Here is a 24,402-nt window from a genome sequence, read left to right as displayed (position 1 = left end):
CGAAGGCGAGCGCAGTAAATGGTCGGTTTACAGGGTTTCGTCGAGGATGAGGCGGGTCTTGGTGGTGGTGACGTCGTCGAGTTCGCGCGTCTTGGTGATGAGTTCGTTGACGCGGCCGGTGTCGTCGGCGTCGACGACGACGACGATGTCGAGTTCGCCGGAGACCTGCCAGACGAAGTCGACCTCGGGCCACTCGGCGATCTGGTCGCCGACGCCGTGGGTGTCGACGTCGACGGCGACGTCGACTTCGATCATGGCCTTGACGTTGCCGGTGCTGGTCGAGATGGTGAAGCGCTCGATGATGCCGTCCTCCTGTAAGCGCTCGACGCGGTTGCGGATGGTGCCCTCGCTGACGCCGAGCTCGTCGCCGATCTCGGTGTAGGGAGTCCTGGCGTCGCGTCGGAGGACGTCCAGAATCTGCCGGTCGAGGTCGTCCATACGGACGGGTGGACGCGGCGGGCGAAAGGAGTTACGAATTTCGTAACGACGCTACGAAAGCAAGGCTTATAGTCGGGAGGTCCGTTCGTTTCTCGTAATGTCGGACGCCTACCTCGCCCTCGAAACGGGGGACGTAGTCGAAGCGCGTGCGCGCGCCCCGGGTGCGGCCCAGGGCGAACTCGTGTTCACGACCGCCTACACCGGGTACGAGGAGAGTCTCACCGACCCCTCCTACGAGGCCCAAGTGCTCACCTTCTCCTACCCACTCATCGGGAACTACGGCGTCCGAGAGGAGCGTTTCGAGTCGGACCGCGTCCACCCCTACGCCGTCGTCGCGCGCGAGATGACGGACGACGTCGCGGAGTGGCTCGAGGCGGAGGGCGTGCCCGCGGTCGACCACGTCGACACGCGCGACCTCGTGACGGACATCCGCGACCGCGGCGCGATGAAGGTCGGCGTCTCCGCCGGCCCGGACGCCTCGCCCGAGGAGGCGAAGGCCCAACTCGACAGCTGTCCGCACATGAGCGACATCACGGACATCGGCGCGGACGTCAGCGTCGAGGAGCCGATTCACCACGAGGGGTCGGGCGCGCGCGTCGCGCTCGTCGACTGCGGCGCGAAGGGCTCCATCGTCGACTCGCTCACCGCGCGGAACGCCGACGTCCACGTCCTCCCCTACGACACGATGCCCGAGGAGGTCGAGGCGCTCGACCCGGACGTCCTCTTCATCTCGAACGGCCCGGGCGACCCCGCGAACTTCGAGGCCGCCCAGGCGCTCGTCGAGCACTTCACCGACGAACTCCCCATCGCGGGCATCTGTCTCGGCCAGCAGGTCGTCGCGCGCGCCCTCGGCGGCACGACGGAGAAGATGGACTTCGGCCACCGCGGCGTCAATCAGCCCGTCCTCGACCACGACACCGGGCGGGTCGTCATGACGACGCAGAACCACGGCTACACCGTCGACGAGCCCGGGGACCTCACCGTCACGCAGGTGAACGTCAACGACGACACCCCCGAGGGCCTCGACAGCGCGGAGTACGGCATCCTCACCCGCCAGTACCACCCCGAGGCGAACCCCGGTCCCCACGACACCCTCGACTTCTTCGACGAGGTCCTCGAACTCGCCGAGAGTCGGCAGGTCACGGCGTAGGCGGACGCTCTGTCTCGGTTCCGTCTTTTCTCCGCCTTCGTTCTACCTCTCCCGCGTCGCGCGCGCGTCGGAGCGACGGCTCGCGCTATCCGTAGCTCCGGGCGACGTATCCGTGTCTCGTCTCGAAACGAACCGCGAAAAAGCGTCGTGGCGTCGGATGGTCGATGCGTCGACGAACCGGAGTCCGGAAGCCGGTGTTAGCGCGCGCGGCGCGTCACTCGCCGCCCCACGTCGTGTTCGTGATGGGGCGCGAGCTGACGGAGGCGACGTCGAGGTCCTCGTCGCGGTGGGCGAGGGCTTCGAGGCTCGCCTCGGCGCTGGCGACCGTCGAGATGTAGGGGAGTTCCTCCTCGATGGCGGTCTGGAGGGCGTCGACGTCGTCGCCGACGTAGAGGTCGAGTTCGTTCTGCCGGATCGCCTCGGGGACGTCGTCGAACGCCCGGACGTCGTAGTAGTCCGCGAATCCGTCGAGGTCGAAGTCGACGACGGCGACGCCGCCCTCGGGGAGCGGATTGCCGGCGGCGGACTGGGCCTTCTCGTAGGCCTTCCCGAAGGTGCGGGCGGTGCCCATGACCTCGCCCGTGGACTTCATCTCGGGGCCGAGGCGGGGGTCCGCGCCCTCGAAGCGGTCGAACGGCAGGACGACCTCCTTGACACTGAACTGCTCGGGGACGCCCTCCTCGACGCCGAGGTCGGCGAGCGAGTCGCCCGCCATGACCTTCGCGGCGAGCTTGGCGATGGGGACGCCGGTCGCCTTCGAGACGAAGGGGACGGTGCGCGAGGAGCGCGGGTTCGCCTCCAGCACGTAGACCTCGCCGTCCTTCACGGCGAGCTGGACGTTGAGGAGGCCGACGGTTTCGAGGGCGCGCGCAATCTCCTCGACGACCTCGCGGACGCGACCGAGCGTCTCGTCGTCGAGGTTCCGCGGCGGGATGACGCAGGCGGAGTCCCCGCTGTGGACGCCCGCGGCCTCGACGTGCTCCATCACGCCGCCGATGAGGACGTCCTCGCCGTCCGAGACGGCGTCCACGTCGAGCTCGACGGCGTCCGCGAGGAACTCATCGACGAGGATGGGTTTGTCCGGGGCGACCCGGACGGCCTCTTCGATGTACTCCTCAAGCTCGGCGTCGCTGTGGACGACCTCCATCGCGCGCCCGCCGAGGACGTAGGAGGGGCGAACGAGCACGGGATAGCCGTGGTCGTGCGCGAGGTCGAGCGCCTCGGCCTCGCTCGTCGCCGTGCCACCGTCGGGCTGGCTGATGCCGAGGTCGTCCATCAGGACGTTGAAGCGGTCGCGGTCCTCCGCTAAGTCCATCGCCTCGACGCTCGTCCCGAGGATGTTTGCATCGAGACCGCGGCGGTCGATCTCGGCCTCGAGTTCGTCCGCGACGTTCACCGAGGTCTGACCGCCGAACTGGACCATCACGCCGTCCGCGCCGGTGGCCTCGACGACGTCCGCGACCTCCTCGGCGGTGATGGGCTCGAAGAAGAGGCCGTCACTGGTGTCGTAGTCCGTGGAGACCGTCTCGGGGTTGTTGTTGACGACGTGGGCCTCGATGCCCTCCTCGCGGAGGGCGCGCACGGCGTGGACGGAACAGTAGTCGAATTCGACGCCCTGCCCGATGCGGATGGGGCCGCCGCCGACGACGACGACGGAGTCGGTGTCGTGGTCGACGCGGAGTTCGCCGCCCGCGGACTCGCCCTCGAAGGGCCCGCTGAACCACTCGGGCTTCCGGGAGGAGTAGTAGTACGGCGTCTGGGCCTCGAACTCGCCCGCGCAGGTGTCGACCTGCTTGTAGGTGCGACCCGGGACGTCGGCCTCGACGTCGTCGATAGTGATGCCCGCGCCGTCGGGGCGCGCCTCGGGTTCGTCCGCCGAGGCCTCGGCCTCGACGTCCGAGGGCAGCCACGACGGGTGCGTGTCGTCGAAGGCGCCGCCGGCGAGCGCGGTTATCTCGTGGTTGGTGAAGCCCTCGATGGCGGCGTCGGTGAACGACCCGTCCTTCGCGCCGTCGGCGGCGTCGGCGATCCGCGCGAAGCGCTCGACGTACCACTCCTCGATGCCCGTCAGCTCGACGACCTCATCGACCGTGAAGCCGCGGTCGAACGCCTCGAAGATGGCGTAGGGGCGGTCCGGGCTCGGGCGCGCGACGTACGTCTCGGCGAGCTCGTCGTCGGAGAGGCTCGCCCAGTCGACGTCGGGTTCGTACTCGCTCGAACGCATCGCCTTCAGGAGGGACTCCTCGAAGGTCCGGCCGATTGCCATCGCCTCGCCCGTGCTCTTCATCGCGGTGCCGAGCGTGAAATCGACGTTGTCGAACTTGTCCTTGGGCCAGCGCGGCACCTTCGTGACGACGTAGTCGATGGCGGGCTCGAACGCCGCCGTCGTCTCGCCCGTGATTTCGTTCGTGATTTCGTGGAGGCGCTTGCCGAGCGCGACCTTCGCGGTGACGCGCGCGATGGGGTAGCCGGTCGCCTTCGAGGCGAGCGCGGAGGAGCGCGAGACGCGCGGGTTGACCTCCACGACTCTGTATTCGCCGCCGGGGGTGCCGTCGTCGCGCCACGCGAACTGGATGTTACAGCCGCCCTCGATACCGAGGTCGCGGATGACCTCCAGGGCCGCGTCGCGCATCTCCTGGTGGCCGTCGTCCGGGATGACCTGCGAGGGCGTCACGACCGTGGACTCCCCGGTGTGGATGCCCATCGGGTCGATGTTCTCCATGTTACAGATGATGACGGTGGAGTCGCCGGCGTCGCGCATCACCTCGTACTCGAGTTCGACCCAGCCGGCGATGGACTCGGTGATGAGCACCTCGTCGTTCCGGGAGAGGCGCAGGCCCTTGCGGACGCGCTCCTTGAGGACGTCCATGTCCTCGACGACGCCGGACCCGGAGCCGCCGAGCGTGTACGTGGTCCGCATGATGACCGGGAGGCCGCCGACCTCCTCGACGGCGTCCTCGACGCGCTCGCCGAGGGCCTCCGCGTCCAGGGCTTGCACGCTCTCGCCGTCGTCGAGGCTGATGGTCGTCGAGCGCGCGACGGGCTGGCCGAGGTCGTGCATCCGCTGGCGGAAGAGTTCGCGGTCCTCCGTCGCGTAGATGGTGTCGAGGGGCGTGCCCATGATGTCGACGTCATACTCGTCGAGGACGCCCTCCTCGGCGAGTTCGGCGGTCACGTTCAGCCCCGTCTGGCCACCGAGTCCCGCGATGACGCCGTCGGGGTTCTCCTGGGCGATGACCTCCGCGATGGCGTCGGTGGTGATGGGTTCGATGTAGACCTCGTCCGCCATCTCGGGGTCCGTCATGATGGTGGCGGGGTTGGAGTTGACGAGGACGACTCGGGCACCCTCCTCCTGCAGTGCGCGACACGCCTGCGCGCCGGAGTAGTCGAACTCTGCCGCCTGGCCGATCTGTATCGGGCCGCTTCCGATGAGGAGGACGGTCCGGTCGTCACTCATGTGTATCGGAGACGAGTGCGTACATCGTAATAAACGAAACGAAACGGTGCAAATCTCGTAACCGGATTACGATTTTCGTAATCCGGGGTGGCGCCGGGGGGCCATGGCGAGTGAGGTCGCTGTCGCGGCGTCAGAATCGCCCGCGCGGGCGCGTCACGCGGGCGCGTCGTACTCGTCCTGCCAGTCGCGCGCTCGCCGGTAGCGCTCGACGAACGCCTCGACGTCGAAGTCGAGCATCTGCTCTTCGAAGTCGCCCTGCGCGGCGTCGTCGCGCGCGTGGCTCACCGCGTGCTCCATCAGCTCGACGACGAGTTCGACGACGTGCTCGTGGAGCGTCCGCGCGTCGAAGGCCGTCACCCACAGCATCGCGTAGCCGACGCGCCCGTCGTCCGTCGCGTCCACGACCGTCACGTCGTCGGGGAACTCCTCCAGCACGCTCCCCAGCAGGTGGGGGGTACCGAACTCCTCGAAGGCGTCGTCGTCCCCCACGCTCACCGTCTCGCGCAGAACGTCGACGACGGCCTCCGGCACGAAGCGCGATGGCGGATGCATGTCCATCACGACCGCGTGGCGCTCGCCGCACGCGCACTCGTACTCGCGCATCCCGAGGTCGAACGCCGAGCGGTGGACCGTCTCCCCGCAGGGGAGCGCGATGGTCCCGTCGTCCGCGCCGGCCTCGCCCCCGCCTCCGCCCCCGCGGCCGTCCCCACCGTCGTCGTCGCCGGCGTCCGGCACGCGCGGTCCCGCGCCCGTGTCGGTCATCTACGGCCAGTCGTCGCGCTCGGGTTCGCCGCTCGCGGCCTCCTCGTCCTCGGGGTCGCCGAGCTCCCACCCGGCCGCCTCTGCGGCGTCCTCGACGTGCAGGAACTCCCACCCCGTCTCCTCGGCGAGCGCCTCGTCCGCCTCGTCCGCGCCGACGAAGACGTGTCGGTCGGTCTCGAACTGGCTCTTGACGTTCTCCAGGCTCTCGCGTTTGTCCTTCGGGCCGGAGAAGAAGTCCTGGCGGATGCGGCGCTTCCGCGTGAAGTTCGTAACGACGTACGTCGGTTCGTCGCTCACGACGCCGACGTACTCCGTCCACTGTCGGGCGTCGGCGAACGCCGTCCCGGGCTTGGCGAGTCGCTTGAGCGCGGACAGCTCGAAGGCGAGCGTCATATCCGTGCTCCCGCCGCTCATGCTCATAGGTACGAAAGGGCCGCTCGCGTGGAAAACGGCTTCGGTCGGGGCGACGGGGCCACAACACCTTCCCGGGCGGAGGCGTTGTACCCGGTATGGAGTGGCCGCTGCTGTTCGTGACCTCGACCACCGGCGCCGTCCTCATGACGGCGTTCGCCCTCTACATCTGGCTCGACGCCGGGTTCGACCGGCACGAGCGCGCGACGAGCGTGCTCTTCACGCTCGCCACGCTGGTGTTCTGGGTCACGAGCGCCGGCGGCGACCCGATGCTCGGCATCGCTACCCCCGAGTGGACGGAGATCGGCGGCGTGACGCTCGAAATCCTCTTCGTCGGCCTCGGTCTCACGGTGCGCTACGCCGCCGGTCGGTTCGGTCTCGCCGCCGAGGGCGCGAGCGAGGGCGTCTGACGGACGGCGCGGTCGATGGCGTCTGAACTGGACGCGAACGAGGAAGAAGCGGGTTTTGCCGGCGGGTGTTACAGGTCGACGTCGAGCTCTTCGAGCTCGAAGTTCTGCTGGAGGAGGACCTCGGACTGGTCGGCGACGTCCGCCTCGGCGCGGATGAGCTGTTTGTACTTCGACTGCGGGGCGAGGTCGCCGATGAGGACGCCGCCGATGAGCTTCCCGTCCTCGAAGGCGAGGCGCCGCCACTCGGTCTCCGAGTAGCGCCGCTCCGCGTGCTCGTCGCCGTCCGTCGGGAAGCCAAAGGAGAGGAACGGGAAGTCGAAGTGCGTGATGGAGTAGGAGGAGACCCAGCGGAACTCGTCGACGTCGTCCTCGACGTCGTCCGCGGTCATCGCGTGGCCCGCGACGGAACCCTGCTGTTTGGCGGAGCCCCACGACCCGTTCTGCGCGTGCGTGTCGCGGATCGTGTCGTAGAAGCGCGTGATGTCGCCCGCCGCGTAGACGTCCTCCGCGTCGGTGCGCATGTACTCGTCGACGACGACGCCGTCGTCGACCTCGACGTCCGTGTCCTGCAGGAACTCGACGTTGAAGTTGAGGCCGATGGCGATGCCGACGAACTCGGAGTCGTAGCGCTCGCCGTCGCCGCCGAGCGTGGCGACGACGTGGCCGTCGTCGTCCGTCTCGAAGCCCGACGCCCCGGACTCGAAGACCGGCTCGATGCCCTTCTCCGCGAGCGCGTCGTGGATTATCTCCGCGCCGTCCTCACTGAGGGCGTACCGCCACCAGCGGTTGCCACGCATCAGGTACTTCGCGTCGATGTCCTGGCCGGCACAGATAGCCGCGAGGTCGATGCCGAGGAGCCCCGCACCGACGATGACGCCGGAGTCAGCCGTCTCGGCGTGCTCGCGGATGTGGCGGGCGTCCTCGAACGTCCAGAAGTGGTGGATACCCTCCGCGTCGCTGTTCTCGACCGGGAGCTGCGTCGGCGTCCCGCCGGTGGCGACGAGCAGCGCGTCGTACTCCAGGTCGTCGCCCTCGTGGGTGTGGACGACGTGGGCGTCGGGGTCGACGCCCGTGACGAGCGTGTTGAGCCGCAGGTCGATGTCGCGCTCGTCGTACCACGACTCGTCGTGGATGGAGATCGGTGCCTCGGGGAGTTTCCCCTTGGCGTACTCCTTGATAAGGATACGGTTGTAGAGGGCTTCGCCCTCGTCTGTAACGATGGTGACGTCGGCGTCGGGCTCGCGCTCGCGGATCGTTTCCGCCGCGGAACTCCCCGCGACCCCGTCACCGATGATCACGAACGACTGGCTCATGTCCGGCACTGTGCGTTCCGGGTTAAAGTCGATTGCTATCCGTTGTCGATTCCGGCACTCGTTACCGCCGTGTGTCACGGAACGGCCGCGATGGGTGGGTCTTTGTAGGTCGCACCCCAACGCGTCGCGTATGAAGCTGCGGCAGAACGTCACGCATTTCGCGGCGCAGAAGGCCCTGGAGATGCCCGGCGTCGGCGACCTCGTCCACGAGAAACTCGTGGACATCCACGTCTCCGTCTTCGGCGGCTGGGCCGACGAGGAGTACCGGGAGGAGCGCATCCCCCACCTGGAGGCGTTCTTCGACGCCAGCACCGAGATGTACCTCACCGCCCTGCAGGCGGGGTACGACGAGGCGACGGCCCGCGAGATGACGCACGTCGTCGCCACCTTCGACTTCTACAACCACGGGTGGGCGGAGATGATGGAGTACCCCCCGGAGGAGGTGGACGCCCACTACGAGCGCCACCGGGAGTTCTTCGAGGCCCACGACATCACCGTCGAGGACCTCCTCGGCGAGTTCGCCCCCGAGGGCGGGCTCCCGGAGGCCACCGCGACGCCCGAACGCCTGGCGGAGGGCGACTTCCCGCACGCCGAAGCCGGGTTCGCCGACGACGTCTACGTCGAGGACGGCGACGGCGAGACGAAACGCGGCAGCCAAGCGACCCCCGAGGACGTCGACGTCGACGACGCGCCCGGGGCGACCGAGCGCTGAGCGTCGAGGCCCGCTAGCGACGGCCCGTGATGCGGTCCGCGACCTCGTAGCCCGCGACGATACCGCCGTTCAGCGACCGCTCGGGGTACTGCGCCTCGCTCGCCATCCCCGCGTAGTAGACCCCCGGCGCGCCGTCGTCCGCGAGGTCGTAGGGCACCACCATGTCGAGGTAGCCCCGCTCGTATATCGGTGCCGTCCGGGGGTTGCGCGCCGTCTTCACCCAGTTGACCTGCGAGCGCTCGAAGTCGGGGAAGAGCGACTCGATGCCCGCGAGCCACGTCTCCGCGACCTCGTCGTCGTCCATCTGCCAGACCTCGTCCTCGGGACCCTGGACGTACTTCGGGACGTAGAGGAGGTGCTCGCCGCCGTAGTGCGACTCGTCGACGAAGTTCGTGTGCTCGATCAGCGCGCCGAAGGGAGCGTCGTCCGCGACGTTCAGCCAGTAGGTGTCCGTGAGCGACTCCGACATGGAGACCACGGAACAGACCGTCCCCTGGAACTCGATGTCGCACTCGTAGCCCGTGAGCGATTCGAGGACGGTCGGCATCGCCGCGACGACGACCGAATCGACGTCGTGCGTCTCCGTCGTCCCGTCCCCCGATTCGGCGGTGAGCGCCTCCACGCCGGCCTCGCCGAACGAGAGGTCGGTGACGCGCGTGTTCGTCTCCACCGTCGCCGTCCCGACGTCGCGCAGGAGTTCGTCGAGCAGACGACCGAAGCCCCCGCGCAGGTAGCCGAGGGGTTCGCCCTTCAGGAGGTCGCGCTCCCCGCGGAACTTGATGCGCCCGAGGAGCCACGCCGCCGAGACGTCCTCCGCGCGCTCGCCGAACTTCGCCTCCAGGAGGGGTTCGAAGAACGTCTCGTAGACGTTCCGCGTCGTGTGTTCGATGCAGAACTCCTTCACGGGGACGTCCTCGTAGTCCCGCAGGTCCTCGTAGGAGTCGAACGAGGGGACCCCCCCGCGAACGTCGACGTCGAGGACGAGCATCCCCAGCCGGAAGGTGTCGTAGAGGTTCCAGTGGGGGAACGCGAGAATCTCCCAGGGTTTGTCCATCGGGTGAATCGTCCCGTCGATGTAGTAGGCGTTCTTCCCGATGGGCCACGTCAGGTCGTCGCCGAGCCCGAGCTCCTCGATGAGTTCGACGATGGTCTCCTCGCTCCCCGAGAGGTGGTGGTAGAACTTCTCCAGACGGTCCCCCCGCGTCTCGTACGTCGCCGCGAGCCCGCCGACCTCCTCGGACGTCTCGAATACCGTCACCTCGCGGCCCGCGGCCTGTAACCGCCGCGCCGCCGCCAACCCCGCGATTCCGCCGCCGACGATCCCGATCATACCACCGATTCAGGGAGAGTCGGGGTTAGGGTTTCGGAACGACCTTTTGCAGCGCTTGGCGCGGCTTCGCCGCGCCTGCGCTTGCAAAAGGTCGGCCAAAAGCCTGCGAGCCTCCCGTTGGTCGGCTCTTGGTCCGCTCGCTCCTGCCGGTCGCTCGCGGTAGGTACGCGGGCTATCTGTAACGGTCCCCGCGGCTAGCGTCCGCGCGACGAGTGGCTCGAAGAGACCGGTAGTCGAGTGAGAACACCGTTCTCACTGACCCACACTCGGGCCCGCAGCCCTCGCGTGGATCGCGCGGTTCACTCGCGCGTCAGCGCGAGGCCCGAGGACCACCGACGGTGGTCCGACCGGCCTTTGCGTGCGAGACGATGGAGTCGCCTCGCTGCACAGGAAGGAACGACGCTTCTCCCGATGGCCGAGCGTTTGCCAGCGCGGGCGAAGCCCGCGCACAGCAAAAGGTCGTTTAGAAGAACTCGTCGAGGCCGCTCTGCATGTCGTCGTCCTCGGCGTCGTCGCTCTTCGTGTCGGCTTCCTCGTCGTCGACGAAGACGTCCTCGTCGGTGTCGTCGCCCTCGTCCTCGCCCGTGTCGCCGCTTTCGCTGGCGTCGACGTCCTCGACGCTGGCCTGACCGGCGAACGCGCCCCCGGAGTGTTCGACGGCAGCTTCGGCCTTCGACGCCTCGGCGTCGGCGACGATGTCCTGCACCTTGTTCGTGTCCTTCCCGCTGCCGGTGACGAAGGCGACGTGTTCTTCCTCCAGGTCGTAGGCGGCGGCCATCGCCACGGTGAGTTCGCGGGGCTTGCAGTGGTGCGTCATCGCGGCGAGGAACGGCATGACCTCGCGGCGGGCGGTCGCCATCGAGCAGCCCGATTGCTCCGCTATCTTCCGGGCGACGTAGTCGCGGGTGTTCCGGGTGCCCTTCGTCCGGCCGAGCTTCGACCAGTAGGAGGGCGGCCCGTAGCGCGTCCATCCGCCCTTGGGCTCTCGGCGGGCGGCGGCGACGCCGGCGGCGACGTTGTCGGTCGCGTAGCGCCAGTAGGAGTAGTCCTGGGTGGCGCGCACGCGCCCGAGCCACTTGTCGGCGTTCACGAGGAAGCCGTAGGCGTCGGCCAACTCCGCGCCCGAGTAGTCCTTCGGGACGTTGTCCTCGACCCAGTTGAGGAGGTCGTCTGGCGTCTCGTCGACGTCGTAGGCGGCGTAGAGCGACTCCTCTGCGCCCTTCTCCTTGATGACGTCGTCGAGGAAGTCGAAGATGCCCTCGGTGGTGTCGCGCTCGCCCGTGACGATGTCGTCCTCGGTGAGCACCTCGTGTTCCTCGGCGAGCGCCTGGAGGTCGTTGATCGCCGAACGGAGGTCGCCGGCGTTCTTCTGGGCGAGCGCGGAGAGCGCTGCGTCCTCGTACGTGATGCCCTCTCGGCGACAGACGTCGCGGAGGACGGGGACGATGGAGCGCTTGCCGACGTCGCGGAACTCGATCTCCCGGCAGGCGTTCCGGAGGGCGTTCGACATGTCGTAGTAGTCGTTGGCGATGAGCACCATCGGCTGGGTGGCCTCCTTCACGAGGCGCGTGACGGCGCGCGCGCCGCCCCGGTCGGCGTTCCCGTGGATGTTGTCGGCCTCGTCCATGACGACGAGTTTGCGCCCGCCGGTGCCGCCGCCGAGCGTGCCGGATTTCGCGGCTTCGCCCGCGACGCGCTCGATGACGTCCTTCGTGCGCGTGTCGCTCGCGTTCAGCTCGATCGCGTCCCACCCCATGTCGTTGGCGAGCGCGTGCGCCGCGGACGTCTTGCCGACGCCGGGGCTTCCGTGGACGATGACGGCCTCGCGGTGGTCGTCCCACGTCTCCGCCCACTGCTTGAGGTCGTCGCGGGCCGAGTCGTTCCCGCGGACCTCCGAGAGCGTCGTCGGGCGGTACTTCTCCGTCCAGTCAACCATTACGCGAGAAGAGACGCGAACCGCGGTTAGGTGTTCCGACCCGCGCTCCCTAGTCGGACTGCGCGGCGACGTACGTCACGGGGCACGGCGAGTCGAGGATGATGTCCTGGGCGGTGCTCCCGAAGACGGCCTTCCCGGTCGGTGAGCGCGGCCGCCCGGAGACGAAGACCTGGTCGGCGTCGACCTCGCCCGCGGCGGCGACGACCTCCTCCGCCACCTTCCCGACCGCGCCCCGAACCTCGTAGCCGATTCCGTGGTCGTCGAGCGTCGCGCCGAGGCGCTGGATCGTTTCGTGGTCCGCGAGAACCTCGCTCGCGTCGTCCCGGTCCGCCCCCTCGTGGCCGAGGCGCTCGGCGGCGTCGAGGAACTCCTCGCCCGAGACGACGTAGGTCAGGACGACCGTCGCCTTGGCCGGGCCGGCGACCCGCATCGCGGCGTCGAGCAGTCTGTCGGCGTTCTCGTCGGTGACCGCCGGGCTGAGCGCGACCAGTACCGTATCGAGCGTCGCATCCATACCTCCCCGTCCATCACGGACCGCCATAATACTACGCCCCCGGTGGACGGCGCGCCGTCAGCGCTCGACGACCGTGCCGTTCGCGCCGACGGCGACGTGCGGGTCGCCGAGGACGAGCGCGTCGAGCCCGCTCGAAACCGGGTGTGCCGTCTCCCAGCGGCCGAGCCACTTCGCCAACGTCGCCCCCGCGGGGATACCGTGGCCGGGGCGGTGGAGGACGGTGCCGTTCGCGCCGACGGCGTGGACGCAGCCACACGGCCCGATTTCGACGTCGGCGAGCGTCGCCCCGCACGGGTCGGCGACGTCCCAGCCGTCCTCTGCCCCCGTCTCGCTGTAGAGCGCGCCGCCGACGACGTGCGCCGTCCCGCCCGCGAGCGCGACGCCGCGCAGCGCCGCGTCCGCGTCGTCGATGCCGAGACGGTCCCACGACGCCCCGCCGTCGCGCGTCTCGAAGACGGCCGCGTTCGCGTCGACCGCGACGACGCGCTCCCCGTCGGCGGTCACGTCGCGAATCGCCGCCCCGCTCCCGGGCGTGACGTGCGTCCAGTCGCGTCCATCACCCCTCCGGCCGCGCGAGACGTGGACCTGCCCGGAGCTATCGGCCACGTGGACGGTCGCGTCGTCGCCCGACTCGACGAGCGCGAGGCTCGTGAACTGGTTCGTCACGTCATCGGGCGCGCGATGCGTGGTGACGTCGCCCGCCGCGGCGTCGAGGACGGCGAGCGCACCGCTCGCGCCCGCGACCCAGACCCGCTCGCCGTCGCTCGCGGCCGCGTGGAGGTTCGAGCCGTTCCCGTCCGGACCGTTCGCCGCGAGAACGCGCCACTCCCCGTCGCGGGTGCGTTCGAGGACGACGCCGCCACCGCCGACGGCGTACACGCGACCGCCCGCCCGCGCGACGTCGTGGAGCGCCCGACTGGTGGGCGCGTCGACCACGCGCCAGTCGCCGTCGGTTCCCGTCCCTGTCGCGCCCGCGGCGCTCGCGCTCCCGGTCGCACCCCACGCGAGCGCGGCCCCCGCCGCGGCACCGAGGAATCGACGGCGCGAGACGTCACTCATCGTGCGCGACGCTTCGGCCGCGACCCGTTTCAGGTTGGTGGCTACTGTGCGTTCGCGCGGGCGTCGACGTCGCCGCGCACGCTTGGCGCTCGAAACCGACGCAACGACTTTTGCGTCGCCCGTCGAAGCCCGTCCCATGGCACACGACACGTCACGCGCCGTCCCGTGGCTCCCCGCGGCCGTCACCGGCGTCGTCGCCTTCGCCCTCGAATACCTCGTGGTCTACCTCTGGCAGGCGAACCGCGTGCGCGAGAACCTCCAGGGACTCAACGCGGTCATCGAACTCCTCGGCGGCCAGGGTATCCCCGCGTGGAAGGTCGTCGGCTGGCTCCTCTACAACGCCCACTTCGTCGACGTCACGCGCCCGGCCCTCGGCGGCGGGCGGGCGGCGACGAACCTCATCGCGGGCGGCAACGCCCCCCAGTTGCTCTACGTCCTCCCGCCGCTGTTCCTACTCGTCGCGGGGGTCGTCCTCGTGCGCTACGTCGGCCTCGACACGCCCCGCGACGGCGCGCTCTGCGGGACCGTCGTCTCGCTCGGCTACGCGATTCCCGCGTGGGCCGGCGTCTTCGCGGTCCGCGTCACGAGCGACGGCACGTGGATGGGGCCCGCGGTCGTCCTCGGCCTCGTCCTCGCCGGCGTCGTCTACCCCGTCGTCTTCGGGGCGCTCGGCGGCGCGCTCGCCGCGCTCACGAGCGACTGACCGCACGGTATCGGCACCTGTCGAACCCGCTCCGATACGCCTTAGGTCACGTACCCGGTTGTGGGGTGTATGGATTCGGACGCGCGCGCCGGCCTCGCGGAACGCATCGCGGGCGAGATCACCCTCAGCGACGACCCCGGCGCGACCCTGCGTAAGTGGCGCACCGACTTCGACGTCTCCCAGACCGAACTCGCGGACCAACTCGACGTTTCCTCCTCCGTCATCTCCGACTACGAGAGCGGTCGTCGCGAGAGCCCGGGCATCGGCCTCGTCTCGCGGCTCGTCGTCGCGCTCCTCGACATCGACGAACGTCGTGGTGGCGACCGCATCCGCCAGTACGCACGCGTCCTCTCCGCGGGCTTCGAGAGCGACGTCGTCCTCGACCTCCGCGAGTACCCGGCGACCGTCCCGCTCGCCGACGTCTACGACGCCATCGGCGCCACGGAGGTCGTCGCCGGCGACCGTGAGCGCGTCAGCGGCCACACCATCATCGACAGCATCAAAGCCATCACCAGACTCTCCAGCGACGAGTTCTACCGGCTCTACGGGCAGTCGACGAACCGCGTCCTCGGCTTCACCGGCGTCACGCGCGGCGAGTCGCCGCTCGTCGCCCTCCGCGTCGTCAACCCGACGCCGAACGCCGTCCTCCTCCACGGTCTCTCCGAGGACGACCTCTGGGAGCACGCACCCCGCCTCGCCCAGCGCGACGGCTTCTCCCTCGCCGTCTGCACGACGCCGGTCGACGAGATGCTCGACGCGCTCCGCTCGCTCGCCGACTGAACGCCGCCGCCGCTCCCCCGCCTTCCGGGACGCGTCCCCTCCCGGCCAGTCATTTACGGAGCCAGTCACGTTCGCGGCTCGTGCGCCCGGCGGCGGTCGATTCCTCGTCCGCCCGACCCGACTCGGCTGCCATAACACTTAGACGACTCCTCACTCTACCGTGACACGAATGGCCGCGCGGAGCTTGACCGTCGACACCCCGATATCCTACTGGCCAGCGGCCGCCGTCGCGATCTGCTCCGTCGTCCTCACCGTCTACCAGCTCCGGGCGTTCCCGCGAATCCCGACGACGACGCTCAGCGTCGCCCTCGACGCCGTCTTCGCCGTCCTCCTCCTTGGGGGCGTGACTATCGTCCAACGCCTCCGTACCGAGTTCGACCTCTACTGGCCCTTCATGGCCGGGACGACCCTCGTCCACGTCTTCGCGCTCGTCGAGGTCCTCGACGAACTCGTCCGCCAGCCCTTCTGGTTCGACTTCGTCTTCGGCGACGTGACGGCTCCCCTCGGCGCGCTCTGTCTCTTCTTCGGGCTCCGCCGCTGGGTCGTCGCCCAGGAGGCCCAGCGCCGCGAGCTCGAAGAACAGACCGCCGAGCTCACCCGCCGCGCCGAACGCCTCGACGAGTTCGCGGGCGTCGTCTCCCACGACCTCCGTAACCCGCTCACGCTCGCCAAAGCGCGCCTCGACGTCGCGCGCGAGCACCCCGACGAGGCCGACGAACACCTCGCCGTCGTCGAGGACGCCCTCGAACGCATGGAGACCATCGTCGAGGACACCCTCACCCTCGCCCGCGACGGCCGGACCGTCACCGACCCCGAGCCCGTCGACGTCACGACGCTCGTCGAGGAGTGCTGGCGTGCCGCCGCCGACGCCGAGTGCGACGTCGACCTCTCCGTCGACCTCGACGACAGCGAGCGGATCGCCGCCGACCCCGCCCGTCTCCGGCAGGTCTTCGAGAACCTCTTCGCCAACAGCGTCCGGCACGGCGGCACCGACGTCTCCGTCACCGTCGACGACCTCGACGACGGCGCGGGGTTCTACGTGGCCGACGACGGCCCCGGCATCCCCCCGTCGAGACGCGACGACGTCCTCGACGCCGGCTACACCGACGCCGACGACGGCACCGGCTTCGGGCTCGCCATCGTCGCAGAGATAGCCGACGCCCACGGCTGGGACCTCGACATCACCGAGAGCGACGACGGCGGTGCGCGCTTCGAGTTCCGCGGCGTCGAACGCCCCACACCGCTCTGAGGCGACCGCTCGCCCTCACGATAGTTGGCTCCGTTCGCGTGCCCGTGGGCCGAGCGGAGCGGGGGGACACGCACTCCTCACGGCTCCGCCGTTCAGTCTTCCGCGGTTCCTCCGGAACCGCGTTACTCGCGGGTCGTGCCTCCCCGCTCGTCCGTAGTGGGCCCTCGCTACGCTCGGCCCCACTTCACTCCTCACGGCTCCGCCGTTCAGCCTTCCGCGGTTCCTCCGGAACCGCGTTACTCCACGTACCGATACGTCCGCTCGTTCATCGGCCCCCAGCCGTCGAAGACGAACTCGTCCTCGGGCGTCGTGAAGGCGTCCAGTTCCGCCTGCTTCGCGTGGTTGTGTCGGTCGTGCACCCGCTCGTACTCCGCGAAACTGAGGTCGTAGCGCGACTCGACACGGTCGAATATCGAGAGCGCGTCGACCTCCTCGCGCCACCCGTCACGAACCGTCTCGGCGTGGACCTCCGCCTGCGCGCCCGACCCGTAGGAGGCGACGAGCAACTTTTCACCCGCGAGGTCCCGGCCGTTCGCCGCGGCGTGGTGGAGCGCCGAGAGACGCGCGAGGTGGACCGACCCCGTGTACCAGTTCCCGACGCGCTCGCTTATCGCCAGCGTCGGCTCGATGCGCGCGTCGTACCACTCGCGGTACTCGGAGCGCTCCTTCAGCGCGTCCGTGTAGTCGCTCACGGCGTCCTCGAACGCGCTCTCGTCGTCGAACGCCTCCCGGCGCGGTTGGCGACCGATGTCCTCCGCGAGGGCGTCCTCGACGTCCGTTCCGCGGGTCGTGTGCCGGTACGCGAGGAGCGCGGCCTTGCGCACCATCCCCGGATACGGCGTGTGGAACGGCGCGTACGCGTAGTCGTCGGGGCCGACGTCGCCCGCGACGCTCTCGAAGTCCTCCAGCGCCTCGCGCATCCGCGCGAGGTAGACCTGAATCGAGCGCTTCCCGTCGACGCTCGGGAACTGCTGGTTCGGCTTCAGGAAGTCCGTCTCGTCCGCCGAGCCGTACCCCTGCTCGACGGAGAGTTCGACCAGCGCGGGGTCCTCGGTGACCCACATCGCCACCGCGCCCGCGCCCTGCGTCGCCTCGCCCGCGTCGCCGCGCTCGTAGAGCGCCGTGTCGCTCGCGATGACGAGCGCGCCCCGGCCGCGGTTGCGCCCCGCGCGTATCCAGTTGCACGCGTCGTCGAGGCTCTGCGTCCCCGCGATACAGGCGAACTTCCGCTCGCCCTTGTTCGCGTGGTGGAAGTCCCCGTCGTACACCTGTTCGAGACACCCCGCGATGTACGTCGAGACGGGCTTCGAGTTGTCGAACGCCGACTCCGTGGCGACGTCGATGCGCCCGACGTCCTCGGGCGTCAGGCTCTTTCGCTCCATCAGCCGGTGGGCGGCGTTCGCACCCATCGTCACGATGTCCTCGTGGGCGTCCGGGAACGAACTCTCGCGGAGCCCGAGCCCCTTCGTGTACTTCGCCGGGTCGTCGCCCTGCTCCGGGGCGAACGTCTCGGCGAGGTCGAGCGACAACTTACCGGTCCAGACCTCGACCGCGTCGATGCCGACGGCTGTCATGGCCCGTCATTCACGAAACTGGCGTATGTGTCTGTCGATAGGCCGTTCGACGGGTGACGAACACCTCAGTACGCGCCGTTCGTGAACGAGAGCGTCTGCGTCGAGCCGTCGGCGAACGCGAACGTGATCCGCACGCGTTCGTTCTGGACGTCCACGCTCCCACCCGGTCGGTCGTTCCCGTCCCGCCGGAAGTTCTGCATCTCGACCGTGACGGTCTCGCCCGCGCTCACCGTCGCGTCGCTCGTCAGGTCCACCGCCGTCCCGAGCCGGTAGTAGTCGTTCGCGCTATTCGGCGCGTCGTCGACGTTCGCGTCGTACGCGCCGTTCCCGACCCTGACCTCCGGTTGCCCACCGCTCTCGTCCCACAGCCACGCCGCGCCCTCGACCGAGACGTTCACGCCCGTTATCGTCGCGTCCGCGTTCGCGGACATCGAGAACCGGATGGTGTTCCCGCCGTTGTACGGCCCGGCGTCGCCGTTGTACGTGAGCGTCGCCGCGTCACCGGAACCGTCACCGCTCCCGTCGCTCCCGCTGCCGTCGCTCCCGCCGCCGTCGGGGACGCTCACGTCGAACGTCGTCGTCTTCGGACTGCCGGGGTCGCCCGGCGACGCGCTATCGACCCAGACCGTCACCGCGCCGTCGCTCGGTCCCGCGCGGTACGCGAACGACGCCGTCCCGTCCGCGCCCGTCACGACCGCGTCGCCGTCCACGAGTTCGCCGTCACCCGCGACCGACGCGCTCACCGCCACGCCCTCGACGGGATTGAGGGACGCGTCGTTGACCCGCACGGTGAACGGGCGACGCTCGCCCGCCGCCATCGTCGCGTCCCTCGACTCCCGCGACAGGTACGCCGGTGAGGCACGCTCCGGCGTCGCGCCCACGCTCACCGCCGCCACCCGCAGCCGCGTTCCCGGCGCGAGCGTCACGTTCAGCCGCCCGTCGTCACCGCGTAGTGTCGTGTCCGCCGCGACCAGCGAGTTCCACGACGTCCCGCTCGCCCCCTCCGAGGGGAGCGCGGTGGGCACCGAGACCGTCACCGGCCCCGCGAACGACGACCCCGCGCCGCTCCCGGCACTCACCGCTTCGGGGTCGAGCGCCACGCTCCCGACGCCGCTCTCGGTGTACTCACCCGTCAGAGCCACCACCGAGACGCGCTCCGGCGTCACGAGCCGCTGGCCGGTCCGCGCGAGCGTGCGCTCGCCCGCCGCCCGCCCGAAGCGGTCGTACAACACGGTGTTCTCGTAGGTCGTCGTCGGCGCGCTCCCGTACTCGTTGTAGTGGGGCGTGTAGACGAGCCGCTTCGTCGGGATGGAGAGCGCCCCGTCGTCGCCCGCGTACTCGCTGAGGCCCTCGCCGACGTTCGCGCGCGTGAGGTTCGAGATGATGACCGTCGACGCGCCCGAGAAGTTCCGCGTCGCGAGCGTCCCGGTCGCCGGGGGCGGGTTCAGCGCGAACGCCCGCTCGGGATAGCGCGTGCCGAGCGACACCGCCGTCGGTTGCGCGTCGCCCGACCACGCCGTCCGCAGGAGCGCGTTTCGCACCTCGACGAGGTCGTTCCCCACCTGCTGGCTGTGGTCGAACTCCACCCGCGCGTTCTCCGACGGAACGACCTGCGCCTGATAGAGCGACAGCGCGACGACGAGCATCCCGAACAACAGAATCGCACCGACCAGCCCCGCGACCGCGCGCTCGTCCCTCATGACGGTGTGTTAGACGCCAACAAGCCTAAAGGATGCGGTGGTCACGGGAGCTACCCGGTCGGTGACGGGGGACGACGGAACCGGGGGCCCTCACGTCGCACGCGCCGGGTCGTTCCCGTCCGCCTGGTCCGGCTCCGTCGCGGCGTACGCGACCACCACGCCGTCGTCGTCGTAGACGAGGAGTTTCGTGACGAAGCTATCGCCGTAGTTCGGCCTGAGGTCGATGGAACCGGACGACGCGCTCCGCCGCTTTATGTCGTAGCCGCCGCTCCCGGTGCTGAGGAGCGCCCCCCGAACGTGGCTAAACCGACCGGTGTTTGCGACGCCGTACGAGATGGTGTACTCGGGCCCGCTGCCGGTGGAGTCGTCGGTAACGTCGAACGAACCGATAGTCGGCGACCCGGCGTCACCGAGGTTCGCGTTGCTGGTGGGGTTGATCGCGTCGGCGGTGTCCGTGAACTGCCGCGACGCCGCGACGTACTCCGACCCGCCGGACGCGTAGACGACCTTGAGCGTAACGTCCCAACTGTCCTTCGCACCGTTGCCCGCCGTGTACTCGACGCCCCCTCGCGTGGCCGTGCTCTGCTCCGTCCCCTGCGCGCTCCCATCGTTGTCGTTGAACGCGACCTCGACGTGGTCGAACGAGCTGTTCGTGTTCGTCACCGAATACGACGCGACGTAGTTCACGCGGTCCTGGTTCGGGTTCGATAAGTCGTCGAGCCGCCAGTTGATAGCCGGGCCGCCCTGGTCGCCGCTCCCGGTTCCACCGCTCCCGGTTCCACCGCCACCACCACCGGTCTGGTCCGGGACCGTCACGCCGAACGTCTCCCACTGCGCTCGCGGACCGTCGGTTCCGTTCGGGCCGAACCAGACGTCGACGTCGTACGTCCCGGGCGTATCCGGCGGCTCGTACTCGAACGCGACCTCTCCGTCCGCACCGGACGTCCGTGACGGACGCGTGATGCTCCCGCTCGCCGCGCTCGCGTTCACGACGGTACCCGACCGTGGGTTGAGGTACTCGTCGTTGACCCGCGCCGTGAGGGTGTAAACCCCGTCACCCGAGCGCCGCTGTGACACCGCCGTGATGTATGCCGGCTCGCTCGTCGCCCCGGACCCGACGCTCACGGCCCCGATACGCAGGCGCGTGTCGCCGACCGTCGAGACGTTCACCCGGCCACCACTCTCGCTCGCGGCCGTCGGGAGCAGGTCGCTCCACGTCGTACCCGTTCCGTCGTACCGCGTCGGCAGCGAGACGTTCAGCGACCCATTCACGGAGACGCCGCCCCGTGGCGTACTCACCGCCTCGGGGTCGACCGTCGCGCTCCCGACGCCGTTCTCGCTGTACTCGCCCGTGAGGACGACGAGCGAGACGCGGTCCCCGGAGACGAGCGAGTCACCCGTGAGCGGCAGGTACCGATTACCGCTGCCGCTCGTGAAGTTGTTGTAGAGGAGGGTGTTCTCGTAGACCGTCCGGGGGGCGCTCCGATACTCGTTGTAGTCCGGCGCGTAGACGAGCGCGCTCGTGTCGTACGTGAGGGTGTTGTTCCGGCTATCGAGGTACTCCCGTAACCCCTCGGGCCCGCTCGCGGCGGTGACGTCGGTAATCCGGATGGTCCCCAACTCCTCCGTCGCCAATCTGCCCGTCGCGGGCGGCGGGTTCACCGCGACGGTCCGGCTCGGGTAGCGCGTACCGAGCGTCACCGAGGTGGGTTGGCTGTTGCCCGACCACGCCGTCCGCAAAAGCGCGTTACGGACGTCCTCCATCTGGTTCTGGACGTGCTGGCTGTGCTCGAACTCCGTGCGCTGGTTCTCGCTCGGAACGACCTGGGCCTGGTAGAGTGAGAGGGAGATGACGAGGATGCCGAACAGCAACACCGCGCCGACGAGTCCGGCGACGGCCCTCCGGTCGTTCATGTGCTCGTAGTTGCGCCCGGGTGGTGGTAAACTCGACGGCTACGCCGACTCCTCGTCGTCCTCGATGACCTCGGGGTCGGCGAGGGCGCTCTGGAGGCTGTCGAGGCCGCTCAGCCAGTCCGTCAGCGGGCCGTACTCCAGCTCCTCGGTGATGGAGACGTCGACCTCCGCGCCCTCGAAGAGCTGCGAGCCCGCGCCCGCGGTGAGGTCGAGCGCGCGGTCGAACTCCTCGTCCTGCTCTGCGGCCGCGGCCGCCTCGACGTACTCCTGCGCGCTCGCCTCGTCGGCGGGCCCGTTCGAGACGTAGACGTCCGCGGAGTAGAAGACGGCGACGAGGCTCGTCTGGACGCCCTCGACGAGCATCCGCTTGTCCTCGTCGTCGAAGTCGGGTTCGGCGAGGACGACCTCGCGGATCGACTCCAGCTCCTCCATCGCCTCCTCGTCGCCGAGCTCGTCGTCCTGATACGCGGAGACGATCTTCGCCACGGCGATGGCGACGTCGTCCTGGAGGTTGTAGAGCAGGCGCGCGGAGTCCTCGTCCTCGGGGTCGAGTTCCTCGTCGCGGAGGCGGTCGAGCCAGTTCTGCCAGCGTTCGGCGGAGTAGAACTCCTCCTCGGTGTCGCTCATACCCCATACGTCCGGAGCGCGGGACAAATGCCTTTCCTATGCGCGACGGCGCGCCACGGCGTCGCACGCCCGCCTCGCGCCCGCTTCGGCGCTCGCGTCGCTGCGCGCTCGCTCGCCCCGTCAGTCGAGCGTCGCCTCGGTGTCGATTCCGTAGACGGCCTCTGGGGTCTCGACGTGCGCCCGGCGCACCGCCTCGTCGTCGCCGCGCTCCTGGAGCCACGCGACCCGCCGGGGCACCGTCTTCGGGCCCATCACGGCACCCGGCCGGTCGGTATCGTCCACGTAGTCCGTCTCCATCAGGAACGGTTCGCCCGAGTCGACGGCCTCATCGAGGTAGTCCTTTTCACACATCACGCTCTTCGTCACGCCCGCGAGCGTCCCGCTCGCGTAGTGTTTCACGACGCGCTCGGGCGGCTGGCCGGCGTCCTCGGCCCACGCCGCGACGTCCGTCAGGTCCTCCGTCGCCTCCGTGTGCAACTGGAGGGCGACGCCCGTCTCCGCCGCGCGTTCGAGCGCGTGGCGCAGCACGCGGTTCGAGGCGTCCCACACCGCGTCGCTCACCTCGTAGTGGGGCCGACCCGACTTCAGCGCGACCGCGTCGCCCTCGGCGGCGTACTCCGCGGCGGCGTCGAGGCCCGCGCACATTAGGTCCGCGGCCTCGTCGGGCCCGAAGCCGCGCTCGTCGACGAGGCGACTGATCAGGCCGGGGTGCACGCCCAACACCGGCCACGCACGCCCGCGGAGTTCCTCGCTCGCGTCCGCGACGATACGCTCAGTCTCCTCGAAGACGGCCCGGAAGTCCGCGCCCGTCTCCGCCTCGACGCCGAGGTGCCACGAGGGCTTGTTCACCACGAGCAGGTGCGTGCCGCCCGCCCGCGCGAACTCCCGCACGGCGTCGATGCCGCGCGCGCCCTCGCGGTCGAGATGTAGGTGGTCGTCGAGTACCGGGGTGCCCAAATCGCGCATGCGTCGACGTCCGCGCGCCAGCCGTGAAAAAGCTCAGTCTTCGAGGACGAGCGCGTCGTCCGCGGCGTTCCGCAGCGCGTCCGAGCGGCCGTGTTCCCCGGGCGCGATGGCGAGCGTCCCGACGCCGTTCGCGGACGCCTTCTCCAGGACGGGCTTGAAGTCGGTGTCGCGCGAGGCGACGGCGAGCAGGTCGACGTGCTCGCTCAACACGAGTTCGGTCGCGTCCACGGCGAGCTTCACGTCGACGTCGCCGCTCGTCACGCGGACGTCGTAGCCGCGCGCCTCGCCCGCCTGGATGAGGCCGGGCGTCGCGTGCTCGTCGAGGTAGAGCCGCGAGACCACGAGGCGTCCCTCCTCGCGGGCCGCGTGCAGCACGTCGTCGAGGTCGACGTCGAACTCGTCGCGCAGGACGTTCGGGCCGTCGACGAAGAGCGCGACGCCCCTCTCGCCGCCCGTCAAGGCGTCACGGAGCCGTTCCATACCTGTCACTCGTCGGCCGCGAGTAAAGCGGTGGCGAAAGCTCGGCCCGGCGTCGGCGCGCTACGGCTGGGCCTGCCCGGTCGGGCGCACCATCAGCTCGTTGACGCTGACGTGCTCGGGCTGGTCGGTCGCGTAGACGATGGCGCGCGCGATGTCTTCCGGCTGGAGGACGTCCATCTCCTGCAGCATCTCCTCCGTGTGGTCCTGGATGTCCTCGTCCGGGATGTGGTCGGCGAGCTCCGTCTCGACGAACCCGGGCTCGATGAGCGTCGTCCGCAGCCCGTCGTCGGCCTCCTCCTGTCGGAGGCCCTCCGTGAAGGCGTTGACGCCGAACTTCGTGGCGCTGTACCCGCTGGAGGTCTCGCCGGCGACGCGGCCCGCGACCGAGGAGACGTTGATGACGTGGCCCCCATCGCGGAGGTGCGGCAGGGCCTCCTTCGTCGCGTTCATCAGCCCGATGAGGTTCACCTCGATCATCGTCCGCCAGTTCGCCGGGTCGGCGTCCGCGACGGCCTCGAGGAGCATCACGCCCGCGTTGTTCACGAGGACGTCGAGCCCGCCGAGCTCGTCGACGGTGTCCGCGACCATCCGGACGACCTCGTCGCGTTCGCTGACGTCCGCGGGGACGACGAGTGCCTCGCTCCCCGTCGCCTCGACGCGTTCTGCGACCTCGCGCAGGCGGTCTTCGCGGCGCGCGGCGAGCGCGACGTCGGCACCGGCTTCCGCGAGCTGGACGGCGGTCTCGGCACCGATACCCGACGATGCACCCGTGACGAGCGCGACGCTGTCGTCTTCGATCATACCTCCCTCTATGCACCTCGCCCCATTGGTCTCCGGGGAATCGGCACGTCGCGCCGCGGCCGCCCGCGACGCCCCCGGACCGTGGCGGTGAAACCCGACGAGCCCCTCCGGGCGAA

General features: G+C 69.6%; 22 protein-coding genes. 6 read left to right on the top strand and 16 right to left on the bottom strand.

What is annotated here, in order from left to right; translation table 11 throughout:
* Window positions 1-27 precede the first annotated feature (27 nt).
* A complete protein-coding gene (locus IEX84_RS00840) occupies window positions 28-438 on the bottom strand; it encodes an Lrp/AsnC family transcriptional regulator (protein WP_188869085.1) in 411 nt (136 codons plus the stop codon).
* Window positions 439-535: 97 nt separating this feature from the next.
* Between IEX84_RS00840 and carA the strand changes: the two genes are divergently transcribed.
* Window positions 536-1,588 (top strand): glutamine-hydrolyzing carbamoyl-phosphate synthase small subunit, encoded by a 1,053-nt coding sequence (gene carA, locus IEX84_RS00835; RefSeq protein WP_188869084.1) that lies wholly within the window; start codon window positions 536-538, stop codon window positions 1,586-1,588.
* A gap of 214 nt (window positions 1,589-1,802) precedes the next feature.
* Here carA and carB read toward each other — a convergent pair whose 3' ends face one another.
* From carB to IEX84_RS00820, 3 genes are all read right to left on the bottom strand, one after another.
* Window positions 1,803-5,045, bottom strand: a complete 3,243-nt coding sequence (gene carB, locus IEX84_RS00830; RefSeq protein ID WP_188869083.1) for a carbamoyl-phosphate synthase large subunit — start codon at window positions 5,043-5,045, stop codon at window positions 1,803-1,805.
* 153 nt (window positions 5,046-5,198) lie between these two features.
* Window positions 5,199-5,807, bottom strand: a complete 609-nt coding sequence (locus tag IEX84_RS00825) for a DUF5815 family protein (RefSeq protein ID WP_229732277.1) — start codon at window positions 5,805-5,807, stop codon at window positions 5,199-5,201.
* On the bottom strand, window positions 5,808-6,221 hold the full coding sequence (locus IEX84_RS00820) for a DUF7124 domain-containing protein (RefSeq protein ID WP_188869867.1): 414 nt from the start codon (window positions 6,219-6,221) through the stop codon (window positions 5,808-5,810).
* A gap of 95 nt (window positions 6,222-6,316) precedes the next feature.
* Between IEX84_RS00820 and IEX84_RS00815 the strand changes: the two genes are divergently transcribed.
* Window positions 6,317-6,628 carry a hypothetical protein gene (locus IEX84_RS00815; protein WP_188869082.1) on the top strand — a complete coding sequence of 104 codons (312 nt, stop codon included), beginning with the start codon at window positions 6,317-6,319 and terminating at the stop codon, window positions 6,626-6,628.
* 68 nt (window positions 6,629-6,696) lie between these two features.
* Here IEX84_RS00815 and IEX84_RS00810 read toward each other — a convergent pair whose 3' ends face one another.
* The gene (locus IEX84_RS00810; protein ID WP_188869081.1) at window positions 6,697-7,941 is read right to left on the bottom strand and encodes an NAD(P)/FAD-dependent oxidoreductase; all 1,245 of its coding nucleotides are present in this window, start codon (window positions 7,939-7,941) and stop codon (window positions 6,697-6,699) included.
* Between the two features lie 130 nt (window positions 7,942-8,071).
* Here IEX84_RS00810 and IEX84_RS00805 point away from each other — a divergent pair, with 130 nt between their 5' ends.
* Complete coding sequence (locus tag IEX84_RS00805; RefSeq protein WP_188869080.1) at window positions 8,072-8,653, top strand: DUF6149 family protein; 582 nt, start codon at window positions 8,072-8,074, stop codon at window positions 8,651-8,653.
* A 13-nt stretch (window positions 8,654-8,666) separates the two neighbouring features.
* Here IEX84_RS00805 and IEX84_RS00800 read toward each other — a convergent pair whose 3' ends face one another.
* From IEX84_RS00800 to IEX84_RS00785, 4 genes are all read right to left on the bottom strand, one after another.
* Window positions 8,667-9,983, bottom strand: a complete 1,317-nt coding sequence (locus tag IEX84_RS00800; RefSeq protein WP_188869079.1) for an NAD(P)/FAD-dependent oxidoreductase — start codon at window positions 9,981-9,983, stop codon at window positions 8,667-8,669.
* A 463-nt stretch (window positions 9,984-10,446) separates the two neighbouring features.
* The gene (locus IEX84_RS00795; RefSeq protein ID WP_188869078.1) at window positions 10,447-11,919 is read right to left on the bottom strand and encodes a replication factor C large subunit; all 1,473 of its coding nucleotides are present in this window, start codon (window positions 11,917-11,919) and stop codon (window positions 10,447-10,449) included.
* A 49-nt stretch (window positions 11,920-11,968) separates the two neighbouring features.
* Window positions 11,969-12,433 carry a universal stress protein gene (locus IEX84_RS00790; RefSeq protein ID WP_188869077.1) on the bottom strand — a complete coding sequence of 155 codons (465 nt, stop codon included), beginning with the start codon at window positions 12,431-12,433 and terminating at the stop codon, window positions 11,969-11,971.
* A 57-nt stretch (window positions 12,434-12,490) separates the two neighbouring features.
* Window positions 12,491-13,492, bottom strand: a complete 1,002-nt coding sequence (locus tag IEX84_RS00785; RefSeq protein WP_188869076.1) for a beta propeller repeat protein — start codon at window positions 13,490-13,492, stop codon at window positions 12,491-12,493.
* A 136-nt stretch (window positions 13,493-13,628) separates the two neighbouring features.
* Between IEX84_RS00785 and IEX84_RS00780 the strand changes: the two genes are divergently transcribed.
* From IEX84_RS00780 to IEX84_RS00770, 3 genes are all read left to right on the top strand, one after another.
* Window positions 13,629-14,195 carry a transporter gene (locus tag IEX84_RS00780; RefSeq protein WP_188869075.1) on the top strand — a complete coding sequence of 189 codons (567 nt, stop codon included), beginning with the start codon at window positions 13,629-13,631 and terminating at the stop codon, window positions 14,193-14,195.
* A 69-nt stretch (window positions 14,196-14,264) separates the two neighbouring features.
* Window positions 14,265-14,975, top strand: coding sequence for a helix-turn-helix domain-containing protein (locus IEX84_RS00775; protein WP_188869074.1), 711 nt, complete (start codon window positions 14,265-14,267; stop codon window positions 14,973-14,975).
* A 169-nt stretch (window positions 14,976-15,144) separates the two neighbouring features.
* Window positions 15,145-16,224: a sensor histidine kinase gene (locus IEX84_RS00770; protein WP_188869073.1), complete on the top strand. Its 1,080-nt coding sequence runs from the start codon at window positions 15,145-15,147 to the stop codon at window positions 16,222-16,224.
* Window positions 16,225-16,460: 236 nt separating this feature from the next.
* Here IEX84_RS00770 and hmgB read toward each other — a convergent pair whose 3' ends face one another.
* The 7 genes from hmgB to IEX84_RS00735 form a co-directional block, all read right to left on the bottom strand.
* The gene (hmgB, locus tag IEX84_RS00765; RefSeq protein WP_188869072.1) at window positions 16,461-17,798 is read right to left on the bottom strand and encodes a hydroxymethylglutaryl-CoA synthase; all 1,338 of its coding nucleotides are present in this window, start codon (window positions 17,796-17,798) and stop codon (window positions 16,461-16,463) included.
* Between the two features lie 65 nt (window positions 17,799-17,863).
* A complete protein-coding gene (locus IEX84_RS00760) occupies window positions 17,864-19,498 on the bottom strand; it encodes a hypothetical protein (protein WP_188869071.1) in 1,635 nt (544 codons plus the stop codon).
* A 90-nt stretch (window positions 19,499-19,588) separates the two neighbouring features.
* A complete protein-coding gene (locus tag IEX84_RS00755) occupies window positions 19,589-21,412 on the bottom strand; it encodes a hypothetical protein (RefSeq protein ID WP_188869070.1) in 1,824 nt (607 codons plus the stop codon).
* Between the two features lie 39 nt (window positions 21,413-21,451).
* Window positions 21,452-22,039, bottom strand: coding sequence for a DUF2150 family protein (locus IEX84_RS00750; RefSeq protein ID WP_188869069.1), 588 nt, complete (start codon window positions 22,037-22,039; stop codon window positions 21,452-21,454).
* A gap of 120 nt (window positions 22,040-22,159) precedes the next feature.
* Entirely contained in the window at window positions 22,160-23,005 is an 846-nt protein-coding gene (locus IEX84_RS00745) for a TatD family hydrolase (RefSeq protein WP_188869068.1), read from the bottom strand.
* Between the two features lie 33 nt (window positions 23,006-23,038).
* Window positions 23,039-23,485: an NYN domain-containing protein gene (locus tag IEX84_RS00740; RefSeq protein ID WP_188869067.1), complete on the bottom strand. Its 447-nt coding sequence runs from the start codon at window positions 23,483-23,485 to the stop codon at window positions 23,039-23,041.
* Window positions 23,486-23,545: 60 nt separating this feature from the next.
* Window positions 23,546-24,286 (bottom strand): SDR family oxidoreductase, encoded by a 741-nt coding sequence (locus IEX84_RS00735; RefSeq protein WP_188869066.1) that lies wholly within the window; start codon window positions 24,284-24,286, stop codon window positions 23,546-23,548.
* Window positions 24,287-24,402: the final 116 nt, after the last annotated feature.

The organism is Halarchaeum rubridurum, assembly GCF_014647115.1.
Classification (GTDB): domain Archaea; phylum Halobacteriota; class Halobacteria; order Halobacteriales; family Halobacteriaceae; genus Halarchaeum; species Halarchaeum rubridurum.
This window is presented reverse-complemented; position numbering and strand designations above follow the sequence as displayed.